We start from the raw sequence: 19,536 nt of genomic DNA, 5'->3' as shown, positions 1-19,536 counted from the left end.
CCGACATGCTGGATGCCATGACCAAGCTGCCGCTGAAGGACCCCGACCTGTTCCGCCAGGCGAATTGCGTCGGTGGGAAGTGGGTCCAGGCGGATGGCGGCAAGACCATTTCCGTCCGCAATCCGTCCACCGGCGAAGTGATAGGTGAAGTCCCCGCCATGGGCGCCGCCGAGACGCGGCGCGCCATCGAGGCGGCGCAGGCGGCCTTCGCAGGTTGGCGGGCGATGCTGGCGAAGGATCGGGCCGCGATCCTGCGCCGGCTGAACGACCTGATGCTGGCCAATACGGACGACCTAGCCGCGATCATGACGGCCGAGCAGGGCAAGCCCCTGGCGGAGTCCAAGGGCGAAATCGCCTATGCCGCGTCCTTCATCGAATGGTTCGCCGAGGAAGCCAAGCGCATCTATGGCGATACGATCCCGCAGAACGCCAAGGGCCGCCGGATCCTGGTGATGAAGGAGCCGATCGGCGTCTTCGCCGCCATCACGCCCTGGAACTTCCCGGCGGCCATGATCACCCGGAAGGCGGGGCCAGGCTGGGCCGCGGGCTGCACGGGCGTCATCCGTCCGGCGTCGCAGACCCCCTTCTCGGCCCTGGCGCTGGCGGTGCTGGCGGAACGCGCCGGCATGCCGCCCGGCGTCTGCAACGTCATCACCGGGCCGTCGCGGGAGACGGGCGGCGAGCTGACCTCGAACCCGCTGGTCCGCAAGCTGACCTTCACCGGGTCGACGGAAGTGGGCCGGACCCTGCTGGCGCAATGCGCGCCGACCATCAAGAAGACCTCGATGGAACTGGGCGGCAACGCGCCCTTCATCGTGTTCGACGACGCGGATCTGGATGCGGCGGTGCAGGGGGCCATGGCCTCGAAGTACCGCAACACCGGCCAGACCTGCGTCTGCGCCAACCGCATCCTGGTCCAGGATGGGGTCTTCGAGGCCTTCGCGCAGAAGCTGAAGATGGCCGTGGAGGCGCTGAAGGTGGGCGACGGGATGGAACCCGGCGTCACGCAGGGGCCGCTCATCAACGCCGATGCCGTGAAGAAGGTGGAGGAACACATCGCCGACGCCACGGCCAAGGGTGCCAGTATCCTGACGGGTGGCAAGCGCCATGCCCGCGGCGGCAACTTCTTCGAGCCGACCATCCTGACCGACGTGCCGCATGGCGCCCAGGTGTTCCGCGAGGAGACCTTCGGCCCCGTCGCGCCGCTGTTCCGGTTCCGGACGGAGGAGGAGGCGATCGGGCTCGCCAACGACAGCGAATTCGGCCTCGCCGCCTATTTCTACGCCCGCGACATCGGTCGCATCTTCCGCGTGGCGGAGGCGATCGAGGCCGGCATCATCGGGATCAACGAGGGCATCATCTCGACCGAGGTCGCACCCTTCGGTGGCGTCAAGCAGAGCGGGCTTGGCCGGGAAGGTTCCAAATACGGGATCGAGGACTACCTCGAGATCAAGTACCTCGCCCTCGGCGGCATCGGAACCTGATACCCATGGCCTACGACTTCGACCTTTTCGTCATCGGCGGCGGCTCCGCCGGCGTTCGCTGCGCGCGCATCTCGGCCGGCCACGGCGCGCGCGTCGCGGTGGCGGAGGAACGGTTCTGGGGCGGCACCTGCGTCAATGTCGGCTGCGTGCCGAAGAAGATCATGGTGAACGCCACGGAATACGGGCAGTGGGCGGAAGACGCCGCCGCCTTCGGCTGGGACATCGAGGTCAAGGGCCACGACTGGGCACGCCTGGCACAACGCCGCAACGCCGAGATCGAGCGGCTTTCCGGCATCTATGGCCGGCTGCTGAAGGGCAACGGCGTCACCACCTTCGACGCCCGCGCCACCTTCCTGGATGACCACACGCTTCAGGTGGGCGACCAGCGCGTCACTGCCGAGCGGATCCTGATCGCCACGGGCGGCACGGCGCAGAGGCTGGATATTCCGGGCGCGGAGCTCGGCCTGATCTCGGACGACCTGTTCACGCTGCCCGCCCTGCCGAAGCGGGTCATCATTATTGGCGGTGGCTACATCGCGCTTGAATTCGCCTGCATCCTGCATGGCCTGGGCGCGGAGGTGGATGTGATGTACCGGGCGGCCCTGCCGCTGCGGGGCTTCGACGCCGATGTGCGGGCCGAGGTTGTCGAGGCGCTGACCACCCAGGGCATCAACCTGAACCCGGATGTCTCCCCGACGCGGATCGCCCGGGTGGATGGTCATCTGATGGTCAACATGTCCAACAACTTCATGCGCGAAGCCGATGCGGTGTTTTTCTGCACCGGCCGCCTGCCGAACACCCGCGGGCTCGGGCTGGACAAGGTGGATGTCACAGCCACGGCCGAAGGGGCCATCGTGGTGGATGAGGAACATCGCAGCAGCCAGCCGCATATCTACGCCTTGGGTGACGTAATCGACCGCGTGAACCTGACGCCGATGGCGACCGCCACGGGTCATGCGCTCGCCGATACGCTGTTCGGCAACAAGCCGCGCCGTGCCTCCTACGACAACGTCGCAACCGCCGTGTTCACCAACCCGCCGATCGGGACGGTGGGGCTTTCGGAGGAGGAGGCGGCCGCACGTGGTCCGGTGGATGTCTACGTCACCCGCTTCACCCCGATGCGCCATAGCATCAGTGGCCGGAAGGGCCGGCGGACGCTGATGAAGCTCATCGTCTGCCAGAGGACGGACAGGGTGCTCGGCGCCCACATGCTGGGCGAGGATGCGGCGGAGATCATGCAGGGCATTGGCATTGCGGTGGGCATGGGCGCGACCAAGGCCGATTTCGACCGCACCATCGGCATCCACCCGACGGCGGCGGAGGAGTTCGTAACGTTGCGGACCCGGGCGCGCGAGGCCGGCGTGCTGCCACCGGCCCAGGCGGCCGCGGAGTAGCGCAAATCGGCATGGAGTTTCCCTGAGCCGCCGCCGGCGCTAAGCTTGGCGCCAGGAGTGGAGCAGGAACCAAGATGATTGCGCGCGCGTGGACCCCGGATAGCTGGCGGGCGATGCCCATCCGGCAGGTGCCGGACTATCCCGACCAGGCCCGGCTTCGGGCCACCGAGGATAAGGTCCGGCGATTTCCGCCCCTGGTTTTTGCAGGTGAGGCTGATCGGCTGAAGGCCCAGCTGGCGCGTGCAGGTGATGGCGACGCCTTCGTCCTCCAGGGGGGCGACTGCGCGGAAAGCTTCGCCGATTTCCACGCCAACACCATCCGCGACACCTTCCGCGTGCTTCTGCAGATGGCGGTCGTGCTGACTTTCGGGGCGGCGCTGCCGGTGGTGAAGCTCGGGCGCATGGCTGGCCAGTTCGCCAAGCCGCGCAGCAGCGACAGCGAGACGATCGGGGGCGTGACGCTGCCATCCTACCGCGGCGACATCGTCAATGGCCCTGATTTCACGGCGGAGGCCCGGGTCCCGGACCCGGCGCGCATGGAGTTCGCCTATCTTCAGGCGGCCTCGACCCTGAACCTGCTGCGCGCCTTCGCCACCGGTGGCTACGCCGACCTGCGGGAGGTGCACCGCTGGAACCTGGACTTCGCGGCGCGGAGCCCGCTTGCCGATCGCTATGAGGGGCTGGCGCACCGGATCGACGAGACGCTGCGCTTCATGGGCGCCTGCGGCATGTCCGACCTGCCGCAGGTGCGGGAGACGGAGTTCTACACCTCACACGAATCGCTGCTGCTGCCGTTCGAGGAAGCGCTGACCCGCCAGCCCTCCACCCATCCCGGCCGGCACTTCGCCTGCTCGGCCCACTTCCTGTGGATCGGGGACCGCACGCGCCAGCCGGACGGCGCGCATGTCGAATTCCTGCGCGGGGTGGCCAATCCGATCGGCATGAAGGTCGGACCCTCGATGGAGGCGGACGAACTCGTTCGCCTGACCGAGATCCTGAACCCGGCGAATGAGAAGGGCCGCCTGACCCTGATCGCCCGCATGGGGGCGGACAAGGTCGAGGCCAAGCTGCCGGGCCTGCTGTCCGCCGTGAAGCGGGCCGGCCGCAACGTGGTCTGGCTGTGCGACCCGATGCACGGCAACACCGTGAAGGCTGGGGACTACAAGACCAGGACCTTCGACTCGATCCTGTCCGAGATCCGTCGCTTCTTCGACTGCCACGCCGCCGCCGGGACCATTCCGGGCGGCGTGCATGTGGAGATGACGGGGCAGAACGTGACGGAATGCATCGGTGGCGCGCATCGGATGACGGAGGCCGATCTTGCCGGCAACTACGCGACCTTCTGCGACCCGCGCCTGAACGCGGAACAGTCGCTGGAACTCGCCTTCCTGATCTCGGAGGAGTTGAAGGCGCGCCGTCCTGGCGCCGCGGTGCTGCCGGCGAGAGCGGCGCAGTGACAGCCATGCCCACCCCGGGTCGCGCCTTGCCGCCGGAGGTGGATGGCATCGCCGCCTGGACTGACAGCTACTTCAACCGCACCCGGGCGGTCGTCGAGCAGTTCGGCGACTGCCGCGTCACCTATGCGGTGTTCCTCCGGCGCCCGGTCATCTCCGCGCCCGGCCTGGCAACCACCTGGCTCGATGCCGTGGCGGCACGCCGCGGCACCAGCTTTGACGTCGAGCTGATGCACCGGGAGGGTGATTGGGTCGGCGCCGGAGATCCGATCTTCTACTTGTCCGGTTCGTTCGCGCAATTGGCCGACCTTGAGACCATCCTGCTCCAGAAGCTCGGCCCGGCCTGCGTTGCCGCGCACAATGCCTACCAGATGTGCCTGGAACTACCGACGGTGCCCTTCCTGGCGATGGAGGCCCGGCACTGCGCCGGGGCCGAGATGCAGGAGATGATGGCCTATGCCGCCGCCATCGGCAGCGCAGCCGCCCAGCGCGAAGGCGCCAAGGGCTTCATCGGCAACGCCAACGACGCCACCGCGCACTGGTTCGGCGCGACCCGCGGACGCGGCACCATGCCGCACGCCCTGATCGGCTATGCCGGTTCCACGGTTCGCGCGGCGGAAATGTTCCACGAGACGTTCCCGGCGGAAGACCTGACGGTGCTGGTCGACTATTTCGGGCGCGAGGTCACGGACAGCCTGGCGGTCTGCCAGCGTTTCCCGGAACTGGCCGCGGCCGGACGGATGGCGGTCCGGCTCGACACCCATGGCGGCCGCTTCCTGGAAGGGCTCGACCCCGGCGAATCCTACGCCGTCCTTGAACGCCATGCCCCGCAGGCCGTCCGGCGCTACCGCAGCGAGACTGAACTTCGGCACCTGGTCGGCACCGGCGTCTCGGCGGCCTCGATCTGGCGGATCCGGGAGGCGCTGGACGAGGCCGGCTTCCCGAAGGTCCGCATCGTCGTCTCCTCCGGCTTCGGTGTCGGCAAGTGCCGGGTGGTGGCGGAGGCCAAGGCGCCCATCGATGTCGTGGGCACCGGCTCCTTCATCCCGGAGGCCTGGAGCGAAACCTATGCGACGGCCGACATCGTCGCCTATGACGGCGTGCCCCGCGTGAAGGTCGGGCGCGAATTCCTGCTGCGCAACGGGTCCAGGCGGCGCGGCCAGGGATAGGGCTCAGCGCATCGCCACCCCGGCCTGTCCGCGCGCCGCGGCTTCGGCCATGAGCTTCCGTTCCTGCTGGGCGCCTTCCGCATCGGTGAAGAAGGTGAAGATGGCGAAGCGCTGGCCTTCGACGACCGGCAGCGCCTCATGCAGCAGATCGCAGCAGAACACGGCGCACCCGCCGGTGCCGGGTTCATACTCATCCAGCCCGAACTCGGGAAAGCGCAGGGTGCCGCCGCGATAGTCGCCGGTGTTCAGGTTCAGGCTCATCGCGAAGCGCCGGTGCGCCGTGAAGGGCGTGCGGTTGTCGCGGTGGGCACCGAAGGCGCCGGCGACGTCGGCGGCGTAGCAGCCGATGCGCGGTGCCTCGAAGCTGGCGGCACGGAAGCGGAAGGCGCGCCACATCTCCGGCAGGACGCGGCGCTCCAGCCGGCGTTGGAACTCGGCGTACAGGTTGCGGTCGTCCAGGAACACATCGGTGCGTCGCTTGATGCTCGGGCCGACGCCGGCACCCGCGCCTGCCGCGGCGGAGGCCACTCGGTCCTGCGACTTTTCCCCGGCCTGCCAATGCGCCAGAAGCGCCGCGACGAGCGGTGGCTCCAGGACGTTGGGAACCAGGAGCACCGGCGCGAGCGCACGATGGACGGCAGCCCTGGAGGCGGGCGGCGGCAGGGTATCGAGAGCCGCTTCGAGGGCCGATGATCCGGTCTGCGAGAAATGCAACTGACCACGCGGGGAGATGACGGCGGCGCCGCCCTCGGGGAGCCCGAGGCCCACGAACAGCTTGCCGCTGGGGTCGAACAAACGAACCGCGCCCCCCACCCGCTCACCCCCATCCGGTGAACCCTGCGACACGATGAAGACTCGCGCATCCCGCGCCTTGGCGCGTGTCTCCGCGGCCTGCAGCCGCCGGATGTCCGGCGATGGGCCGAGAAGGATCAGGCGAAACCGGCCAGCGAGGCTCTGCTGATGCAGATCGAAGGCTTGGCCCGCCGCATCGAGCAGCTGTGTCGCGGGCAACAGGTCACCGGTCCGGAACGGGGCGGGCACTGTCATGGCATTTCCCCAGGCGTCGGGTGGGCAGGTCAGGTGGTGAGGTCTAGACTGGAACGCATGGCCGGCGAAGCGCCTTCCCCAGATACGGCGCCGGCACGCGGCCTGGCTTGGTCGCGAGAGCGGCGGATCGGCTATGCCTGTGCCATCGCCGTCCTGTTTGCCTGGTCCGGCTTCCTGCTGTCTTCGCGCCTGTCGACCGGACAGGCCATGACGGCGTGGGATGTGGCGGCACTGCGCTACGCCGGCGCCTTCCTGGTCGCGCTTCCGCTGGTCGCCGTCTTCGGCCTGCCCCGGCTGCCGCCGCTGCGTCTTCTGGCGGTGCTGGCGACCGCGGCGTTCGGCTTTCCGCTATTCGCCTATCACGGCTTCGGCTTCGCGCCGGCCTCCCATGGTGGCGTGATGCTGCCAGGAACGCTGCCCTTCCTGACCGCGGCACTCGGCGTGGCGTTCCTCGGCGAAAGCTGGACCCGCGCACGGATCCTGTCCCTCGCCGTGGTGGCGGCCGGGATGGTGCTGCTGGCGAGCGATACCTTCGGGGCCTATCCCGGCGCCTGGCGGGGCGACCTGCTGTTCCTGGCCGGGTCCTGTTCCTGGGCGATCTACACCCTGCTCATCCGGCTCTGGGGCATCAGCGCGGTGGAGGCCACCCTGTCCGTCGCCCTGTGGTCGGCGCCCATCTACCTGCCGGTCTGGTGGTTCCTGCTTCCTTCGAGCATCGCTGAGGTGGCGCCCGGGGCCCTTCTGTACCAGCTGATCTACCAGGGGGTCGTCGCGACGATCCTGGCGGGCTTCCTGTTCACCCGTGCCGTCACCGCCATTGGCGCGCCGGCGACGACCACCGTCACGGCACTGGTTCCCGGCATGGCGGCCCTGGCCGCCTGGCCGCTGCTCGGCGAACCGCTCGGGCTGGCCGGGCTCGCCGGCGTGGCGCTGGTTTCGGCGGGGATGATGCTGTCCGTGTTCCGCTTCGGTGCGCGGGCGCGTTGACCCTGCCAGGGGTGGTCCCTAGGTTCCGCGCATCATGACAGACCGTCTCCGTATTGCGCTCGCCCAGATCAACCCGCATGAGGGCGCGCTCGACGCGAATGCGGACCGCATCCGCCGCGCCCGTGCCGATGCCGCGGCGGCCGGGGCGGACCTGCTGGTGACACCGGAATTCTCCATCGCCGGGTATCCGCCGGAGGATCTGGTCCTCAAGCCCGCCTTCATCGCCGCCTGCATGCAGCGGATCGAGGCATTGGCGGCGGAAACCGCGGATGGCGGGCCGGGCCTGGTGGTGGGCGGCCCCTGGCTGGATGGCGACCGGCTGCACAATGCGCTGTACGTGCTGGAGGGTGGCCGCATCCTCGCCCGGCGCGCCAAGCACGAACTGCCGAACTACGGCGTGTTCGACGACAAGCGCGTCTTCATCGCCGGCCCCGCACCCGGCCCCGTCGCCTTCCGCGGCGTGCGCCTTGGCCTGATGATCTGCGAGGATTGGTGGTTTCCCTCGGTCAGCGAGACGCTGCTGGAAAGCGGCGCCGAGATGCTGATCAGCATCAACGGATCGCCCTTCGAGGCCGCGAAGCAGGACACGCGGGTGCAGTTGGCGGTGGCGCGGGTGGTGGAGACGGGGCTGCCCTTCGTGTTCCTGAACCAGATCTGCGGCCAGGACGAGTTGGTGTTCGACGGCGCCTCCTTCGTCCTGAACGCCGACCGCAGCCTGGCGCTGCAGATGCCGATGTTCGAGGAGCAGGTGGCGATTACCGACTGGTCGCGTGGCCCCGCCGGTTGGGCCTGCGCACCCAGCCCGGTACCGCCGGAGCCGCCGGCGCTGGAGCAGATCTACCGCGCCATGATGCTCGGCCTGCGCGACTACGTGGACAAGAACCGCTTCCCCGGCGTGGTGCTGGGCCTGTCGGGCGGCATCGACAGCGCCTTGTCGGCGGCGGTGGCGGCGGATGCCTTGGGGCCGGACCGGGTGCGGGCGGTAATGATGCCCTCGCCCTATACCTCCCGCGACAGCCTGGACGATGCCGAATCCTGCGCGCGCCTGCTGGGCATCCGGTACGAGACCATCGCCATCGGCCCGGCCATGGACGCCATGGCCGGGATGCTCGCACCGGCCTTCGGCAACCGCCCGCCCGACACGACCGAGGAGAACCTGCAATCCCGCCTGCGCGGCGTGACGCTGATGGCGCTGTCCAACAAGTTCGGCGACATGCTGCTGACCACCGGCAACAAGAGCGAAATGAGCACCGGCTACGCCACGCTGTATGGCGACATGTGTGGCGGCTATTCGGTGCTGAAGGACGTCTGGAAGATGACGGTCTTCGCCCTGTCCCGCTGGCGCAACGAGAACCTGCCGAAGGGCGCGCTGGGGCCGGCCGGCCTGGTGATGCCGGACCGTGTCATCACCAAGCCGCCCTCCGCGGAACTCAAGCCGGACCAGACCGATCAGGACACGCTGCCTCCGTACGAGGTGCTGGACGCGATCCTGGAGGGGCTGGTGGAGCGGGAGCTGGATGTGGATACGCTGGTGGCGGCAGGCCACGACCGCGCCACGGTGCTGCGCATCTGGCGCATGCTGGACCGCGCCGAATACAAGCGCCGCCAGGCTCCGCCGGGCGTGAAGATCACGCCGCGCGCCTTCGGCCGCGACCGCCGCTATCCCTTGACCAACGGCTTTTCCGGGCTGGTCACATGAGCGACGAGAACGAGCAGGACGAGGACCCGATCTTCGCGAAGCAGGTCCTGGGCCAGGTGGCGGGCCTCGAGGTCCGGATCATGGACATGTCCGGCGCCAACGGGTCCGAGCCTGTCGAGGTCGTGCGCGGCTTCGGCACCATTGCCCATGCCAATGCCTTCGCCCGCCGCTACGTGCGGGATTCCGTCGATATCTGCCGGGCTTCCGGCATGGACGCCAAGGCGGTGATGGAAGCCTGGGGCATGTTCGGCGAGGATGCCGAGGTGGTGGGCGCGGGCGACGAGGCCTGGCGCAGCGCCACGGAGCTCGCTGATTTCGCCGCCCGGCGCGCCACGGACCGGGAGGAGCGCAACTGGCGCATCATCGACCCACGCCGGGATGCCGATGACGAGGAGGCGGAGGAGGAAGAGTAGCCCCGGAAGGCGCCTTCATCGCCCGCCGGTCGCCTAATCGTCCGCGACGCCTTGCCTTGTGCCGCCATTTGCCGTTCCTGTGCCCGCCTGATGAAACTCCGCTTCGCCCCATCCCCCACGGGTCTGCTGCATGTCGGCAATGCCCGTATCGCCATCGCCAACTGGTGCCTCGCGCGGCACCGGGGCGGCCGCTTCCTGCTGCGCCTGGATGACACCGACACCGCACGCTCCCGCGCCGAATTTGCCCAGGCGATCGAGGAAGATTTGCGCTGGCTCGGCCTCGATTGGGACGAGCTCATCCGGCAGTCGGACCGGCTGGAGCTGTACGCCGCTGCCGCTGCAAGGCTGAAGGCCTCCGGCCACCTGTACCCCTGCCTGGAGACGGAGGAGGAACTCGCCTTCAAGCGCGAACAGCGCATCCGCCAGGGCAAGCCGCCGCTGTATGACCGCGCGGCCCTGCGGATGACGGCGGACCAGCTTTCCCGTGCGGAGGCCAACGGCAAGTCGCCGCATTGGCGGTTCAAGCTCTCCGCCGGCCATGTCGAATGGCAGGATGGCGTGCTCGGGCGGCGCAGCGTGAAGCTGCCCAGCCTGTCGGACCCGGTGCTGATCCGGGCCGATGGCAGCTTTCTCTATACCTTTACCTCCGTCGTGGACGACCTGGAGACCGGCATCACCGACGTGGTGCGGGGCGAGGATCATGTAACCAACACCGGCATCCAGGTCGACATCTTCAAGGCGCTCGGCGGCAACCCGGACCGGCTGCGTTTCGCCCACCTGCCGCTGCTGACCGATGCCGATGGCGGGCCGCTGTCCAAGCGAACCGGCAGCGTCGGGCTTCGCCAGTTGCGGCGTGATGGCGTGGAGCCGGCGGCGCTGGTGGGGTACTTGGCCGCGCTCGGCACCTCGGCCGATCCGGTCCCGGCAATGCCGGCGGATCTGGTCGCCGGGTTCGACCTGGGGCGCGTTTCCAAATCCTCGGCGCGGTTCGACACCAAGCAATTGCTCGGCCTGAACCGGCGCTGGCTGCACGCGCTGCCCTTTGAGGCGGTCCGCGACCGCCTGCCGGATGCGGCCGATGAGACGTTCTGGCTGACGGTGCGCGGCAATCTCGACCTGCTCCGCGAGGCACGCGACTGGTGGGAGGTGGTGTCGGGCGACATCCTGCCGCAGGCCGACGCCGCCGATGCCGAATTGCTGCGCCAGGCCGCGGACACGCTGCCGCCGGAGCCGTGGGACGAGGCGACCTGGCCGGCCTGGACCGCGACGCTGGCCGCTGCCAGCGGCCGCAAGGGCCGTGCGCTGTTCCTGCCGCTCCGCCTCGCCCTGACCGGCGAGGGTCATGGCCCGGACCTGAAGACTTTTCTTCCCTTGATCGGCCGGGACCGGGCGCTGCGTCGCCTGCGCCAGGCCGCGGCAGGCTGACCACGATGGACCTCCATTTCCACAACAGCGCGACCCGCCGCAAGGAACGGTTCGTGCCGATCGATGACCAGCATGTCCGCATCTATGTCTGCGGCCCGACGGTCTACGACCTGGCGCATCTCGGCAATGCGCGCCCCAACGTGGTCTTCGACGTGCTGGTGCGCCTGCTGCGGAAGGTGTTTCCGCAGGTGACCTATGCGCGGAACATCACGGATATCGAGGACAAGATCATCGACCGCGCGCGCGAAAGCGGCGAAGGCATCGAGGCGCTGACCTCGCGGACAACGGCCGATTTCCATCGGGACATGGCGGCGCTCGGCGTGCTGCCGCCGGATGTGGAGCCGACGGCGACCGGCACGATCCCGGAGATGATCGCGATGATCGGCCGGCTGATCGAGAACGGTCACGCCTATGCGGCCGAGGGGCATGTGCTGTTTGCGGTGGACAGCTTCCCCGGCTATGGCGCGCTGTCCGGCCGCTCGCCGGACGAGCTGCTCGCCGGGGCACGGGTCGAGGTGGCGCCCTACAAGCGCGGGGCGGGCGACTTCGTGCTGTGGAAGCCCTCGACGCCGGACCAGCCTGGCTGGGACAGCCCCTGGGGCCGGGGGCGGCCGGGCTGGCACATCGAATGCTCCGCCATGTCCGCGAAGCACCTCGGGCCGGATTTCGACATCCACGGCGGCGGCGCCGACCTGATGTTCCCGCACCACGAGAATGAGGTGGCGCAATCGCTGTGCGCGCACCCGGGCAGCCACTTCGCGCGGGTCTGGCTGCACAACGGGATGCTGCTGGTCGGCGGCGAGAAGATGTCGAAATCCGCGGGGAATTTCCTGACGGTGCAGGACATCCTGGCGCACGGCCCCTGGGCCGGGGAGGCCTTCCGCCTGTTGCTGCTGCGCACGCATTACCGGGGCGAATTGGACTATGGCCAGCCAGGGCTGGAGGAGGCGCGACGTGAACTCGACCGGTTCTACCGCGCGCTGTCGAAGCTGGAGGAGGTAGAGGCCGAGGGAGGCGACACGCCGCATCCCGTCGAATCGCCGCCCTTCGAGCAGGCGCTGGCGGATGACCTGAACACGCCGTTGGCGCTCGCGACGCTGCATCACCTGGTCTCCGCCGTGAACGATGCGCTGGCGCGGGGCGAGACCACGGGTCTGCCGCACCTCAAGGGGCGCATCCTGGCCTGCGCGTCCCTGCTGGGCCTACTGGGCCAGGCACCTGAGGCCTGGTTCCGGGGCGAGTCCGGAGACGCTGCGGCGATCGAGGCCGCGATCGCAGCCCGGCTTGCCGCACGGAAGGCGAAGGACTGGGCGGAGGCCGACCGCATCCGCCAGGACCTCGCGGCGCAGGGCATCCTGCTGGAGGATGGGCCGCAGGGCACCACCTGGCGTCGTGCCTGAGCCACTTGCCTTGCCCCCGGGTGAAGGTTCCATGGTCCTGCCCGGACCAACTTCCGGAGGAACCGACATGTCCCGCCTGAGCCTCGTGACCGCGCTGTCCCTGGCGCTTGCCGCGCCCGCCTTGGCACAGCAGGGGCATCACCAGCACCACGCGGCGCCGACCCCACAACGCGCCGCAGCCGAACCCCCCAGCACGCGGGAGTTCCGGGTGGCGAACGAACGCATGCACCGCGACATGGGCATCGCCTTCTCCGGCAATGCCGACCGTGACTTCGCCGCCGGGATGATCCCGCACCACCAGGGCGCCATCGAGATGGCGCGCATCCAGCTGCGCCACGGCACCGACCCGGAGATGCGGAAGCTGGCGGAGGACATCATCCAGGCGCAGGAGACCGAGATCGCCCGCCTGCGCGCCTTCCTCGCCCGCAGCGTCCCCACCCGACCATGACAGGTGGGCGCGGGGAAGGCGGCGCGGTGCTGACCCCGGCGCCGGGCGAAAGCCCGATCGTGGTGCTGGTCCGGCCGCAGATGGCCATGAACATCGGCACCACGGCACGCGCCATGGCGAATGGCGGGCTGTTCCACCTGCGGGTGGTGGCGCCGCGCGATGGCTGGCCGCAGCCGCACGCCTATCCCGCCGCCTCGGGGGCCGACGCCATCCTGGATGCGGCGCAGGTCTTCCCGGATGTGCCCACCGCCGTCGCAGACTGCCACCGGGTCTTCGGAACCTGCCCGCGGCCGCGCCATGCCATCGTGCGGCTGCGCGATGCACGGGCCGCCGCGATGGACCTGCGGGAGATCAATGGCCGCGGAATGCGCGCCGCGGTGCTGTTCGGGCCGGAACGTGCGGGGCTGGAAGCGGAGGATCTCTCATACTGCGACACCCTGGTCCGCTACCCGCTGAACCCGCAGCATGCGTCGCTGAACCTGGCGCAGGCCGTGATGATCCTGGCCTATGAGTGGTGGATGGCCGCGGAAGCCACGCCGCCGCGGCAATTCCTGACCAACGGCACGCCGGTCGCCACGAAGGGCGACCTGGAGCGTTTCCTCGGGCGGCTGGTGGACGAACTCGATGCCGCCGGCTTTCTGCACAACCCGCCGAAGCGCCCGGGCATGGTGCGCAACCTGCGCCACTGGTTCGAGCGCGGCGAGGTCACGGAGCAGGAATTGCGGACGCTGCATGGCGTGGTGACGGAGTTGTCCCGCGGCCGCATGCAACGCGGCCGCTTCCCGGCGGAGGACCCGCCGCCGCCCTGGCATGAGGAGGATGGCGCATGATGCACCCCGACGGCACGCCGATCCCACCTCTGCCGGACCTGCGGTTCTGCGAGGTCGATGCCGATGTCCTCGGCCTGGAGGGGGCGCGGCTGACCTACATGGAGGCGGGCGAGGGACCGACCACCATTCTCTGCCTGCATGGCATTGGCGCGAACAGCATGGGCTGGCGCTTCACCCTGGCGGGCCTGGCGTCCCAGGCACGCGTGATCGCCTGGAACGCCCCGGGCTACCTGATGTCCGACTATTTTGCGGCCGAGGCGCCCGGCGCCGAAGCCTATGCCGATGCGGCGGTGGCGCTGCTGGATGCGCTGGGCATCGAAGGGCCGGTCTGCGTGGCGGGATCTTCCTTCGGCTCCATGATCGGGGCCTGCCTGGCGGCACGCCACCCCGGCCGCGTTGCGCGCCTGGCGCTGATCGGCACCTCCCGCGGCCAGCGCTGGAAGGGCCCGGAGGGGCGGGCTGCAATGCTGGCCATGCGGCAGGACAGCGTCGCGCAGGGCGGCGTGGCACTGGCGCGCACCCGATCCGCCAGGCTGGTCTCTCCGATGGCGGGCGCCGTGGTCCGGGCGCTGGTCCAGGGCGTCGTCGCCGCCACCAACCCGCGGGGGCTGATGCAGGCGGCGCGCTGCACCGACCGGGTCGACGTGATCGAGGATTTCGCGCCGCAGATCCAGGCGCCGACCCTGGCCATCACGGGCCTCGATGACGCGGTCAACCCGCCGGAGGTCGGCAGGCCGATCGCCGCGGCGATCCGTGACGCGGTGTTCCTGACGCCCGCGGAGGTCGGCCATCTGCCCGAGCTTGAAGCACCCGCCTGGACGCAGGATCATCTTCGCAAGCATTTCCTGGGAGCCTGAGCATGCGCCTGCTACGCCGGACCGTCCTCGCATCCCTGGCACTGCCCGCGCTTGCTCGTGCGCAGCCCGCGGAGTTTCCGAGCCGCCAGGTCCGCATCGTCGTGCCCTTCCCGCCGGGCGGCGGGCTGGATGCGCTGGCGCGGGCGCTGGCGGACCGGCTGCAGGTGGTATGGCGCCAGCCCGTGGTGGTGGACAACCGGCCCGGTGGATCGACCGTGCCGGGCACGGACATCGTGTGCAAGGCACCGCCCGATGGCCACACGCTGCTGATCACGGCGGATAACTCCATCACCTCGAACCCGCATCTGATCCGCAACCTGCCGCATGATCCGATGAAGGACCTCGCACCGGTCAGCCTGCTGGTCGATGTGCACCAGATGGTCCTGGTGCATCCCTCCGTCGGGGCCCGGACCATGGCGGAACTGGTGGAGGCGGCGCGGGCCGCGCCGGGGCGGTTCAACTTCGGCTCCTACGGCAATGCCAGCCAGCCGCATCTCTGCTTCGCCGCGTTGATGGCGCGGGAGCGGATCGAGATGGTGCATGTGCCCTATCGCGGCCTCACCCCGGCCGTGCTGGCGGCCCTGGCCGGGGAGGTCCAGATGACGCTGGCGGGCATTGCCTCCGGCGCCACGCATATCCGGGCCGGAACCCTGCGCGCCCTCGCGGTCGGCAGGCCCGCGCGGTTCGAGGCGCTGCCGGAAGTGCCGACGCTTGAGGAGGCCGGCTTCGGATACATCGACCCGCGCACCTGGTTCGGCGCCTTCGCGCCGGCCGGGACGCCGCCAGCGCTGCTCGGCCGCATCCAGCGGGACATCGCGGTCGCGATGGCGGAGCCGGTGGTGCGGGACCGGCATCTCGCGCCCTCCGGCTACACCGTCCATGCGGCGACGCCCGAGGCGACCGCCGCCTTCCTGCGGCAGGATCTCGCCTACAAGGCCGGGCTGATCGCCTCGGCGGGGATCAGCGCGGAGTAAGCTTCCGGGCCAGCCGGCGCGCCAGCACATAGCCGAGCATGCCGGCCACCGGCGCTGCCGGCAGCACCAGCAACCAGCCAAGATGCTGGCCGCCGATGGCGAGGCCCAGGCCCACGCCCAGCATCAGGCCGCCAACGAGGCTGCCGACGACGCCGGCCGTCAGCCCCAGGATCAGGATCTCTTCGCGTGTCACCATGCCGGCGGAGTAGGGGAGGGTCGGGTGGTTTGACAAGGCGGCTTGGCCAGCCCTATAGGCGCCGCACTTCCGGGAACGCGGACAGGCCTTCGGGGCCTGCGCCCGCCCTTGGCCATGCTGGCCTCGGGCCTACCGGGACAACCCGTCGCGATGCCCATAAGGGTGCCGGCACAAGCAAGAACCGGCGCCCCTTGCGGGTGCCGGGCAGGAGAAGCGCATGACCAAGCGCGCAGAAAGCAAGTACAAGATCAACCGCCGCCTCGGCGTCAACCTCTGGGGCCGCGCCAAGTCGCCGATCGCGAAGCGCGAATACGGCCCGGGCCAGCATGGCCAGCGCCGCAAGCAGAAGCCGACCGACTTCGGCGTGCAGCTGATGGCGAAGCAGAAGCTGAAGGGCTACTACGGCAACATCGGCGAGAAGCAGTTCCGGAAGTACTACGAGGAAGCCGTGCGCCGGAAGGGCGACACCTCGGAGAACCTGATCGAGATTCTGGAGCGGCGCCTCGACACCATCATCTACCGCATGAAGCTGGCCGTGACGCCCTTCGCCGCGCGCCAGTTCGTCAACCACGGCCACGTGCTGATCAACGGCCGCCGCCTCAACATCCCGTCCTACCTGGTGAAGGACACGGATGTGATCGAGGTGAAGGACAAGTCGAAGCAGCTGACCTGCGTGCTCGATGCCGCGCAGTCCGGCGAGCGGGACATCCCGGAATACATCGAGATCGACCACCGCGCGATGCGTGGCCGCATCCTGCGCGCGCCGAAGCTGAGCGACGTGCCGTACCCGGTCCAGATGGAACCGAACCTGGTCGTCGAGTTCTACTCGCGCTGATCCGGCCAGGCCGGACAGCAGAAAGCGCCGGTCCCGCGAGGGGCCGGCGCTTTGCGTTTCAGGCCAAAACGGCCGGAGGCGTCAGGCGGTTGCCTTCGGCATCACGCCATTCTCCTCAAGCAGCGTCTGCAATTCGCCGGACTGGAACATCTCGGTGATGATGTCGCAGCCGCCGACGAACTCGCCCTTCACATACAGCTGCGGGATGGTCGGCCAGTTGGCATAGGCCTTGATCCCTTCGCGAAGCTCCTGGTCCTCCAGGATGTTCACGCCCTTGAAGGGCACGCCGACGTGCGAAAGGATCTGCACGACGCGGGCCGAGAAGCCGCATTGCGGGAAGACCGGGGTGCCCTTCATGTACAGCACCACCGGGTTGGCGCCGATGTCGGACTGAATGCGGTCGAAGACGGGGTTGCTCATGGCGGTGGATCCCTGGTCGGTTGGGTTCATCAATCGGGGGCGGAGGTCTGCAGCGCCAGGGCGTGCAACGCACCACCCATTCGGCCCTGCAGGGCGGCATAGACGATCTGGTGCTGCTTCACGCGGCTGATGCCCTTGAACGCCGAGGACACGACCGTTGCGGCGTAATGGTCGCCATCGCCCGCCAGATCCTCGATCGTCACCTGGGCATCTGGCAGTGCGGCCTTGATCAGGGCCGTGATTTCCGCCGCATCCATCGCCATCAGGCAGCTTCCCCCTGCATCAGCGCTGGCAGCGTCGCCTCATGGGCGGCGACCAGCCTCGCCACCGATATGGAGGAACCATCGGCCAGAACCAAGTCCCCGCCACCGCTGCGACCGACCAGCCTGGCCGGGACATGGGCGTCGGCAGCCGCGTGCAGCAGCGCCGCGCCGTCCGTGACAGCCAGCAGGTATCGAGCCTGGTCCTCGCCGAACCACCAGGCGTGCGCGAACACGCCCTCCGGCGGAGAACTCAACCGGACCCCGGTGGCGCCGCCCATGGCCATTTCGGCCACGGCGACCAGAAGGCCTCCGTCCGAGAGATCGTGGCATGCCGCCACCTGGCCGGCCAGGATCTGCGCCCGGACGAAGTCGCCGTTGCGACGCTCCGCGGGCAGATCGACCGGCGGCGGTGCGCCGTCCTCCCGGCCCAGGATTTCGCGCAGCCACAGGGATTGCCCAAGCCAGCCCCGGGTCTCGCCGACCAGCACCAGGTGGAGACCAGGCGCCAGCGCCAGCCCGATGGCCTGCGCCGCATCCTCCAGAACGCCGACGCCGCCGATGGCGGGGGTCGGCAGGATGCCGCGGCCCTGGGTCTCGTTGTAGAGCGAGACATTGCCGCTCACGACCGGGAAGTCCAGCGCCAGGCAGGCCGCGCCCATGCCGCGCACGGCGGCCGCGAACTGGCCCATGATCTCCGGCTTTTCCGGGTTTCCGAAGTTCATGTTGTCCGTAATGGCGAGCGGGCGGGCGCCCAGCGCGGTCAGGTTGCGCCACGCTTCGGCCACGGCCTGAGCGCCGCCGGCCTCCGGGTCCGCCTGGCAGTAGCGCGGCGTGCAGTCGGTGGTCATCGCCAGCGCCCGCCGCAGCCCCTCCAGCTTCACCACGGCCGCGTCGGCGCCGCCGGGGCGCTGGACGGTCTGCCCGCCGACGGTGCTGTCATACTGGTCCCAGATCCAGCGGCGGGAGCAGAGGTCGAGGCTGCCGACCAGTTTTTCCAGGGCCGGGAGCGGGCCCAGCGGATCGTCGATCGCGCCCGCATCCAGCACGGGCTGCTTCGGCGTCTCGACGGTCGGCCTGCGGTAGAGCGGCGCTTCCGATTCCAGGGGGGCCAGCAGGATGTCGGCCTCGATGACGCCGTGGTGGCGGATGACGATGCGGCCGGTGTCGGTCAGGTTGCCGATCACGGCGAAATCCAGTTCCCATTTGCGGAAGATGGCTTCTGCCGCGGCTTCGGCGCCGGGCTTCAGGATCATCAGCATGCGTTCCTGGGATTCCGACAGCATCATCTCATACGCCGTCATGCCCTCCTCGCGCTGCGGGACGCGGTCCATCTCCAGCTCGATGCCGATGCCACCCTTGCTGGCCATCTCGACGCTGCTGCTGGTCAGGCCGGCCGCGCCCATGTCCTGGATGGCGACGATGGCATCGGTCGCCATCAGCTCGAGGCACGCCTCGATCAGCAGCTTCTCGGTGAAGGGATCGCCAATCTGCACGGTGGGCCGCTTCTCCTCCGAGTCGGCGGAAAACTCGGCCGAGGCCATGGTGGCACCGTGGATGCCGTCGCGCCCGGTCTTGCTGCCGACATAGACCACCGGATTGCCGATGCCCGCCGCGGCGGACAGGAAGATACGGTCAACCGGCGCGATGCCGACGGTCATCGCATTGACCAGGGGATTGCCGTTGTAGGCCGGGTGGAAGTTCACCTCCCCACCCACGGTCGGGACGCCGACGCAGTTGCCGTAGCCGCCGATGCCGCGCACCACGCCATCGATCACCCGCTTCATCCGCGGCGCCGAGGGATCGCCGAAGCGCAGCGCGTTGAGGTTCGCGATCGGCCGCGCCCCCATGGTGAAGACATCCCGCAGGATGCCGCCGACGCCGGTGGCGGCGCCCTGGTAGGGCTCGATGAAGCTCGGGTGGTTATGACTCTCCATCTTGAAGATGGCGGCCAGCCCGTCGCCGATGGCGATCACCCCGGCATTCTCGCCGGGCCCGTGGATGACCCAGGGTGCCTTGGTCGGCAGAGTCTTCAGCCAGATGCGGGACGATTTATAGGAACAGTGCTCGCTCCACATGACGGAGAAGATGCCAAGCTCGGTCAAGGACGGCGACCGCCCGAGAATGGACAGCATGCGGGCATGCTCATCCGGTTTCAGGCCGAACTCGGCGGCAAGTTGGGCGGCGCGGTCGGCGGGCAAAAGCTGCATTGCGTCGGGGGCTCCGGGGGCCTGTCGCGGCGAT

Annotated in this window: 19 protein-coding genes; 14 read left to right on the top strand and 5 right to left on the bottom strand. The window is 69.2% G+C overall.

The genetic code is table 11. The annotated features are described in order from the left end of the window. Positions 1–5 precede the first annotated feature (5 nt). The 4 genes from ACFHPP_RS18035 (at position 6) to ACFHPP_RS18020 (ending at position 5,501) form a co-directional block, all read left to right on the top strand. Positions 6–1,484, top strand: a complete 1,479-nt coding sequence (locus tag ACFHPP_RS18035; RefSeq protein WP_437164624.1) for an NAD-dependent succinate-semialdehyde dehydrogenase — start codon at positions 6–8, stop codon at positions 1,482–1,484. 5 nt (positions 1,485–1,489) lie between these two features. Next, positions 1,490–2,878 (top strand): glutathione-disulfide reductase, encoded by a 1,389-nt coding sequence (gene gorA, locus ACFHPP_RS18030; protein WP_437164623.1) that lies wholly within the window; start codon positions 1,490–1,492, stop codon positions 2,876–2,878. A gap of 74 nt (positions 2,879–2,952) precedes the next feature. Next, positions 2,953–4,335: a class II 3-deoxy-7-phosphoheptulonate synthase gene (locus tag ACFHPP_RS18025; RefSeq protein WP_437164622.1), complete on the top strand. Its 1,383-nt coding sequence runs from the start codon at positions 2,953–2,955 to the stop codon at positions 4,333–4,335. Between the two features lie 5 nt (positions 4,336–4,340). Continuing rightward, positions 4,341–5,501 carry a nicotinate phosphoribosyltransferase gene (locus tag ACFHPP_RS18020; protein ID WP_437164621.1) on the top strand — a complete coding sequence of 387 codons (1,161 nt, stop codon included), beginning with the start codon at positions 4,341–4,343 and terminating at the stop codon, positions 5,499–5,501. Between the two features lie 3 nt (positions 5,502–5,504). On the opposite strand, the gene ACFHPP_RS18015 is transcribed toward ACFHPP_RS18020, so the two are convergent. Next, positions 5,505–6,548 carry a 2OG-Fe(II) oxygenase gene (locus ACFHPP_RS18015; protein ID WP_437164620.1) on the bottom strand — a complete coding sequence of 348 codons (1,044 nt, stop codon included), beginning with the start codon at positions 6,546–6,548 and terminating at the stop codon, positions 5,505–5,507. 57 nt (positions 6,549–6,605) lie between these two features. Here ACFHPP_RS18015 and ACFHPP_RS18010 point away from each other — a divergent pair, with 57 nt between their 5' ends. The 9 genes from ACFHPP_RS18010 (at position 6,606) to ACFHPP_RS17970 (ending at position 15,581) form a co-directional block, all read left to right on the top strand. After that, positions 6,606–7,535, top strand: coding sequence for a DMT family transporter (locus ACFHPP_RS18010; RefSeq protein ID WP_437164619.1), 930 nt, complete (start codon positions 6,606–6,608; stop codon positions 7,533–7,535). A gap of 34 nt (positions 7,536–7,569) precedes the next feature. Continuing rightward, positions 7,570–9,234: an NAD+ synthase gene (locus tag ACFHPP_RS18005; RefSeq protein ID WP_437164618.1), complete on the top strand. Its 1,665-nt coding sequence runs from the start codon at positions 7,570–7,572 to the stop codon at positions 9,232–9,234. Then, entirely contained in the window at positions 9,231–9,647 is a 417-nt protein-coding gene (locus tag ACFHPP_RS18000) for a hypothetical protein (RefSeq protein WP_437164617.1), read from the top strand. Before ACFHPP_RS18005 ends, ACFHPP_RS18000 begins: the two co-directional genes overlap by 4 nt. Positions 9,648–9,737: 90 nt before the next feature. Beyond that, on the top strand, positions 9,738–11,072 hold the full coding sequence (gene gltX, locus ACFHPP_RS17995; RefSeq protein WP_437164616.1) for a glutamate--tRNA ligase: 1,335 nt from the start codon (positions 9,738–9,740) through the stop codon (positions 11,070–11,072). Positions 11,073–11,077: 5 nt separating this feature from the next. After that, entirely contained in the window at positions 11,078–12,472 is a 1,395-nt protein-coding gene (gene cysS / locus ACFHPP_RS17990) for a cysteine--tRNA ligase (RefSeq protein WP_437164615.1), read from the top strand. Between the two features lie 67 nt (positions 12,473–12,539). After that, on the top strand, positions 12,540–12,920 hold the full coding sequence (gene copM / locus ACFHPP_RS17985; RefSeq protein ID WP_437164614.1) for a CopM family metallochaperone: 381 nt from the start codon (positions 12,540–12,542) through the stop codon (positions 12,918–12,920). Next, positions 12,917–13,750, top strand: coding sequence for an RNA methyltransferase (locus ACFHPP_RS17980; RefSeq protein ID WP_437164613.1), 834 nt, complete (start codon positions 12,917–12,919; stop codon positions 13,748–13,750). Before copM ends, ACFHPP_RS17980 begins: the two co-directional genes overlap by 4 nt. Continuing rightward, entirely contained in the window at positions 13,747–14,607 is an 861-nt protein-coding gene (locus ACFHPP_RS17975; protein ID WP_437164612.1) for an alpha/beta fold hydrolase, read from the top strand. The genes ACFHPP_RS17980 and ACFHPP_RS17975 overlap by 4 nt, the downstream gene beginning before the upstream one ends. A 2-nt stretch (positions 14,608–14,609) precedes the next feature. Continuing rightward, complete coding sequence (locus ACFHPP_RS17970) at positions 14,610–15,581, top strand: Bug family tripartite tricarboxylate transporter substrate binding protein (protein ID WP_437164611.1); 972 nt, start codon at positions 14,610–14,612, stop codon at positions 15,579–15,581. On the opposite strand, the gene ACFHPP_RS17965 is transcribed toward ACFHPP_RS17970, so the two are convergent. Next, positions 15,568–15,813: a hypothetical protein gene (locus tag ACFHPP_RS17965; RefSeq protein ID WP_437164610.1), complete on the bottom strand. Its 246-nt coding sequence runs from the start codon at positions 15,811–15,813 to the stop codon at positions 15,568–15,570. The genes ACFHPP_RS17970 and ACFHPP_RS17965 overlap by 14 nt on opposite strands. 181 nt (positions 15,814–15,994) lie before the next feature. On the opposite strand from ACFHPP_RS17965, the gene rpsD reads away from it, so the two are divergent. Further along, positions 15,995–16,612 carry a 30S ribosomal protein S4 gene (rpsD, locus tag ACFHPP_RS17960; RefSeq protein WP_430669237.1) on the top strand — a complete coding sequence of 206 codons (618 nt, stop codon included), beginning with the start codon at positions 15,995–15,997 and terminating at the stop codon, positions 16,610–16,612. A gap of 81 nt (positions 16,613–16,693) precedes the next feature. Here the strand turns inward: rpsD and grxD are convergent, their stop codons facing one another. The 3 genes from grxD to purL are packed head-to-tail and all read right to left on the bottom strand — an operon-like array spanning position 16,694 to position 19,502. Next, complete coding sequence (grxD, locus tag ACFHPP_RS17955) at positions 16,694–17,032, bottom strand: Grx4 family monothiol glutaredoxin (protein WP_437164609.1); 339 nt, start codon at positions 17,030–17,032, stop codon at positions 16,694–16,696. Positions 17,033–17,061: 29 nt separating this feature from the next. Then, the gene (locus tag ACFHPP_RS17950; protein ID WP_430669235.1) at positions 17,062–17,295 is read right to left on the bottom strand and encodes a BolA family protein; all 234 of its coding nucleotides are present in this window, start codon (positions 17,293–17,295) and stop codon (positions 17,062–17,064) included. Continuing rightward, positions 17,295–19,502 carry a phosphoribosylformylglycinamidine synthase subunit PurL gene (gene purL / locus ACFHPP_RS17945; RefSeq protein WP_437164608.1) on the bottom strand — a complete coding sequence of 736 codons (2,208 nt, stop codon included), beginning with the start codon at positions 19,500–19,502 and terminating at the stop codon, positions 17,295–17,297. Before purL ends, ACFHPP_RS17950 begins: the two co-directional genes overlap by 1 nt. Positions 19,503–19,536: the final 34 nt, after the last annotated feature.

The organism is Falsiroseomonas sp. E2-1-a20, from assembly GCF_051433195.1.
Classification (GTDB): Bacteria; Pseudomonadota; Alphaproteobacteria; order Acetobacterales; family Acetobacteraceae; genus Falsiroseomonas.
The sequence above is the reverse complement of the archived record's forward strand: the minus strand, read 5'-3'. Positions and strand labels throughout refer to the sequence as shown.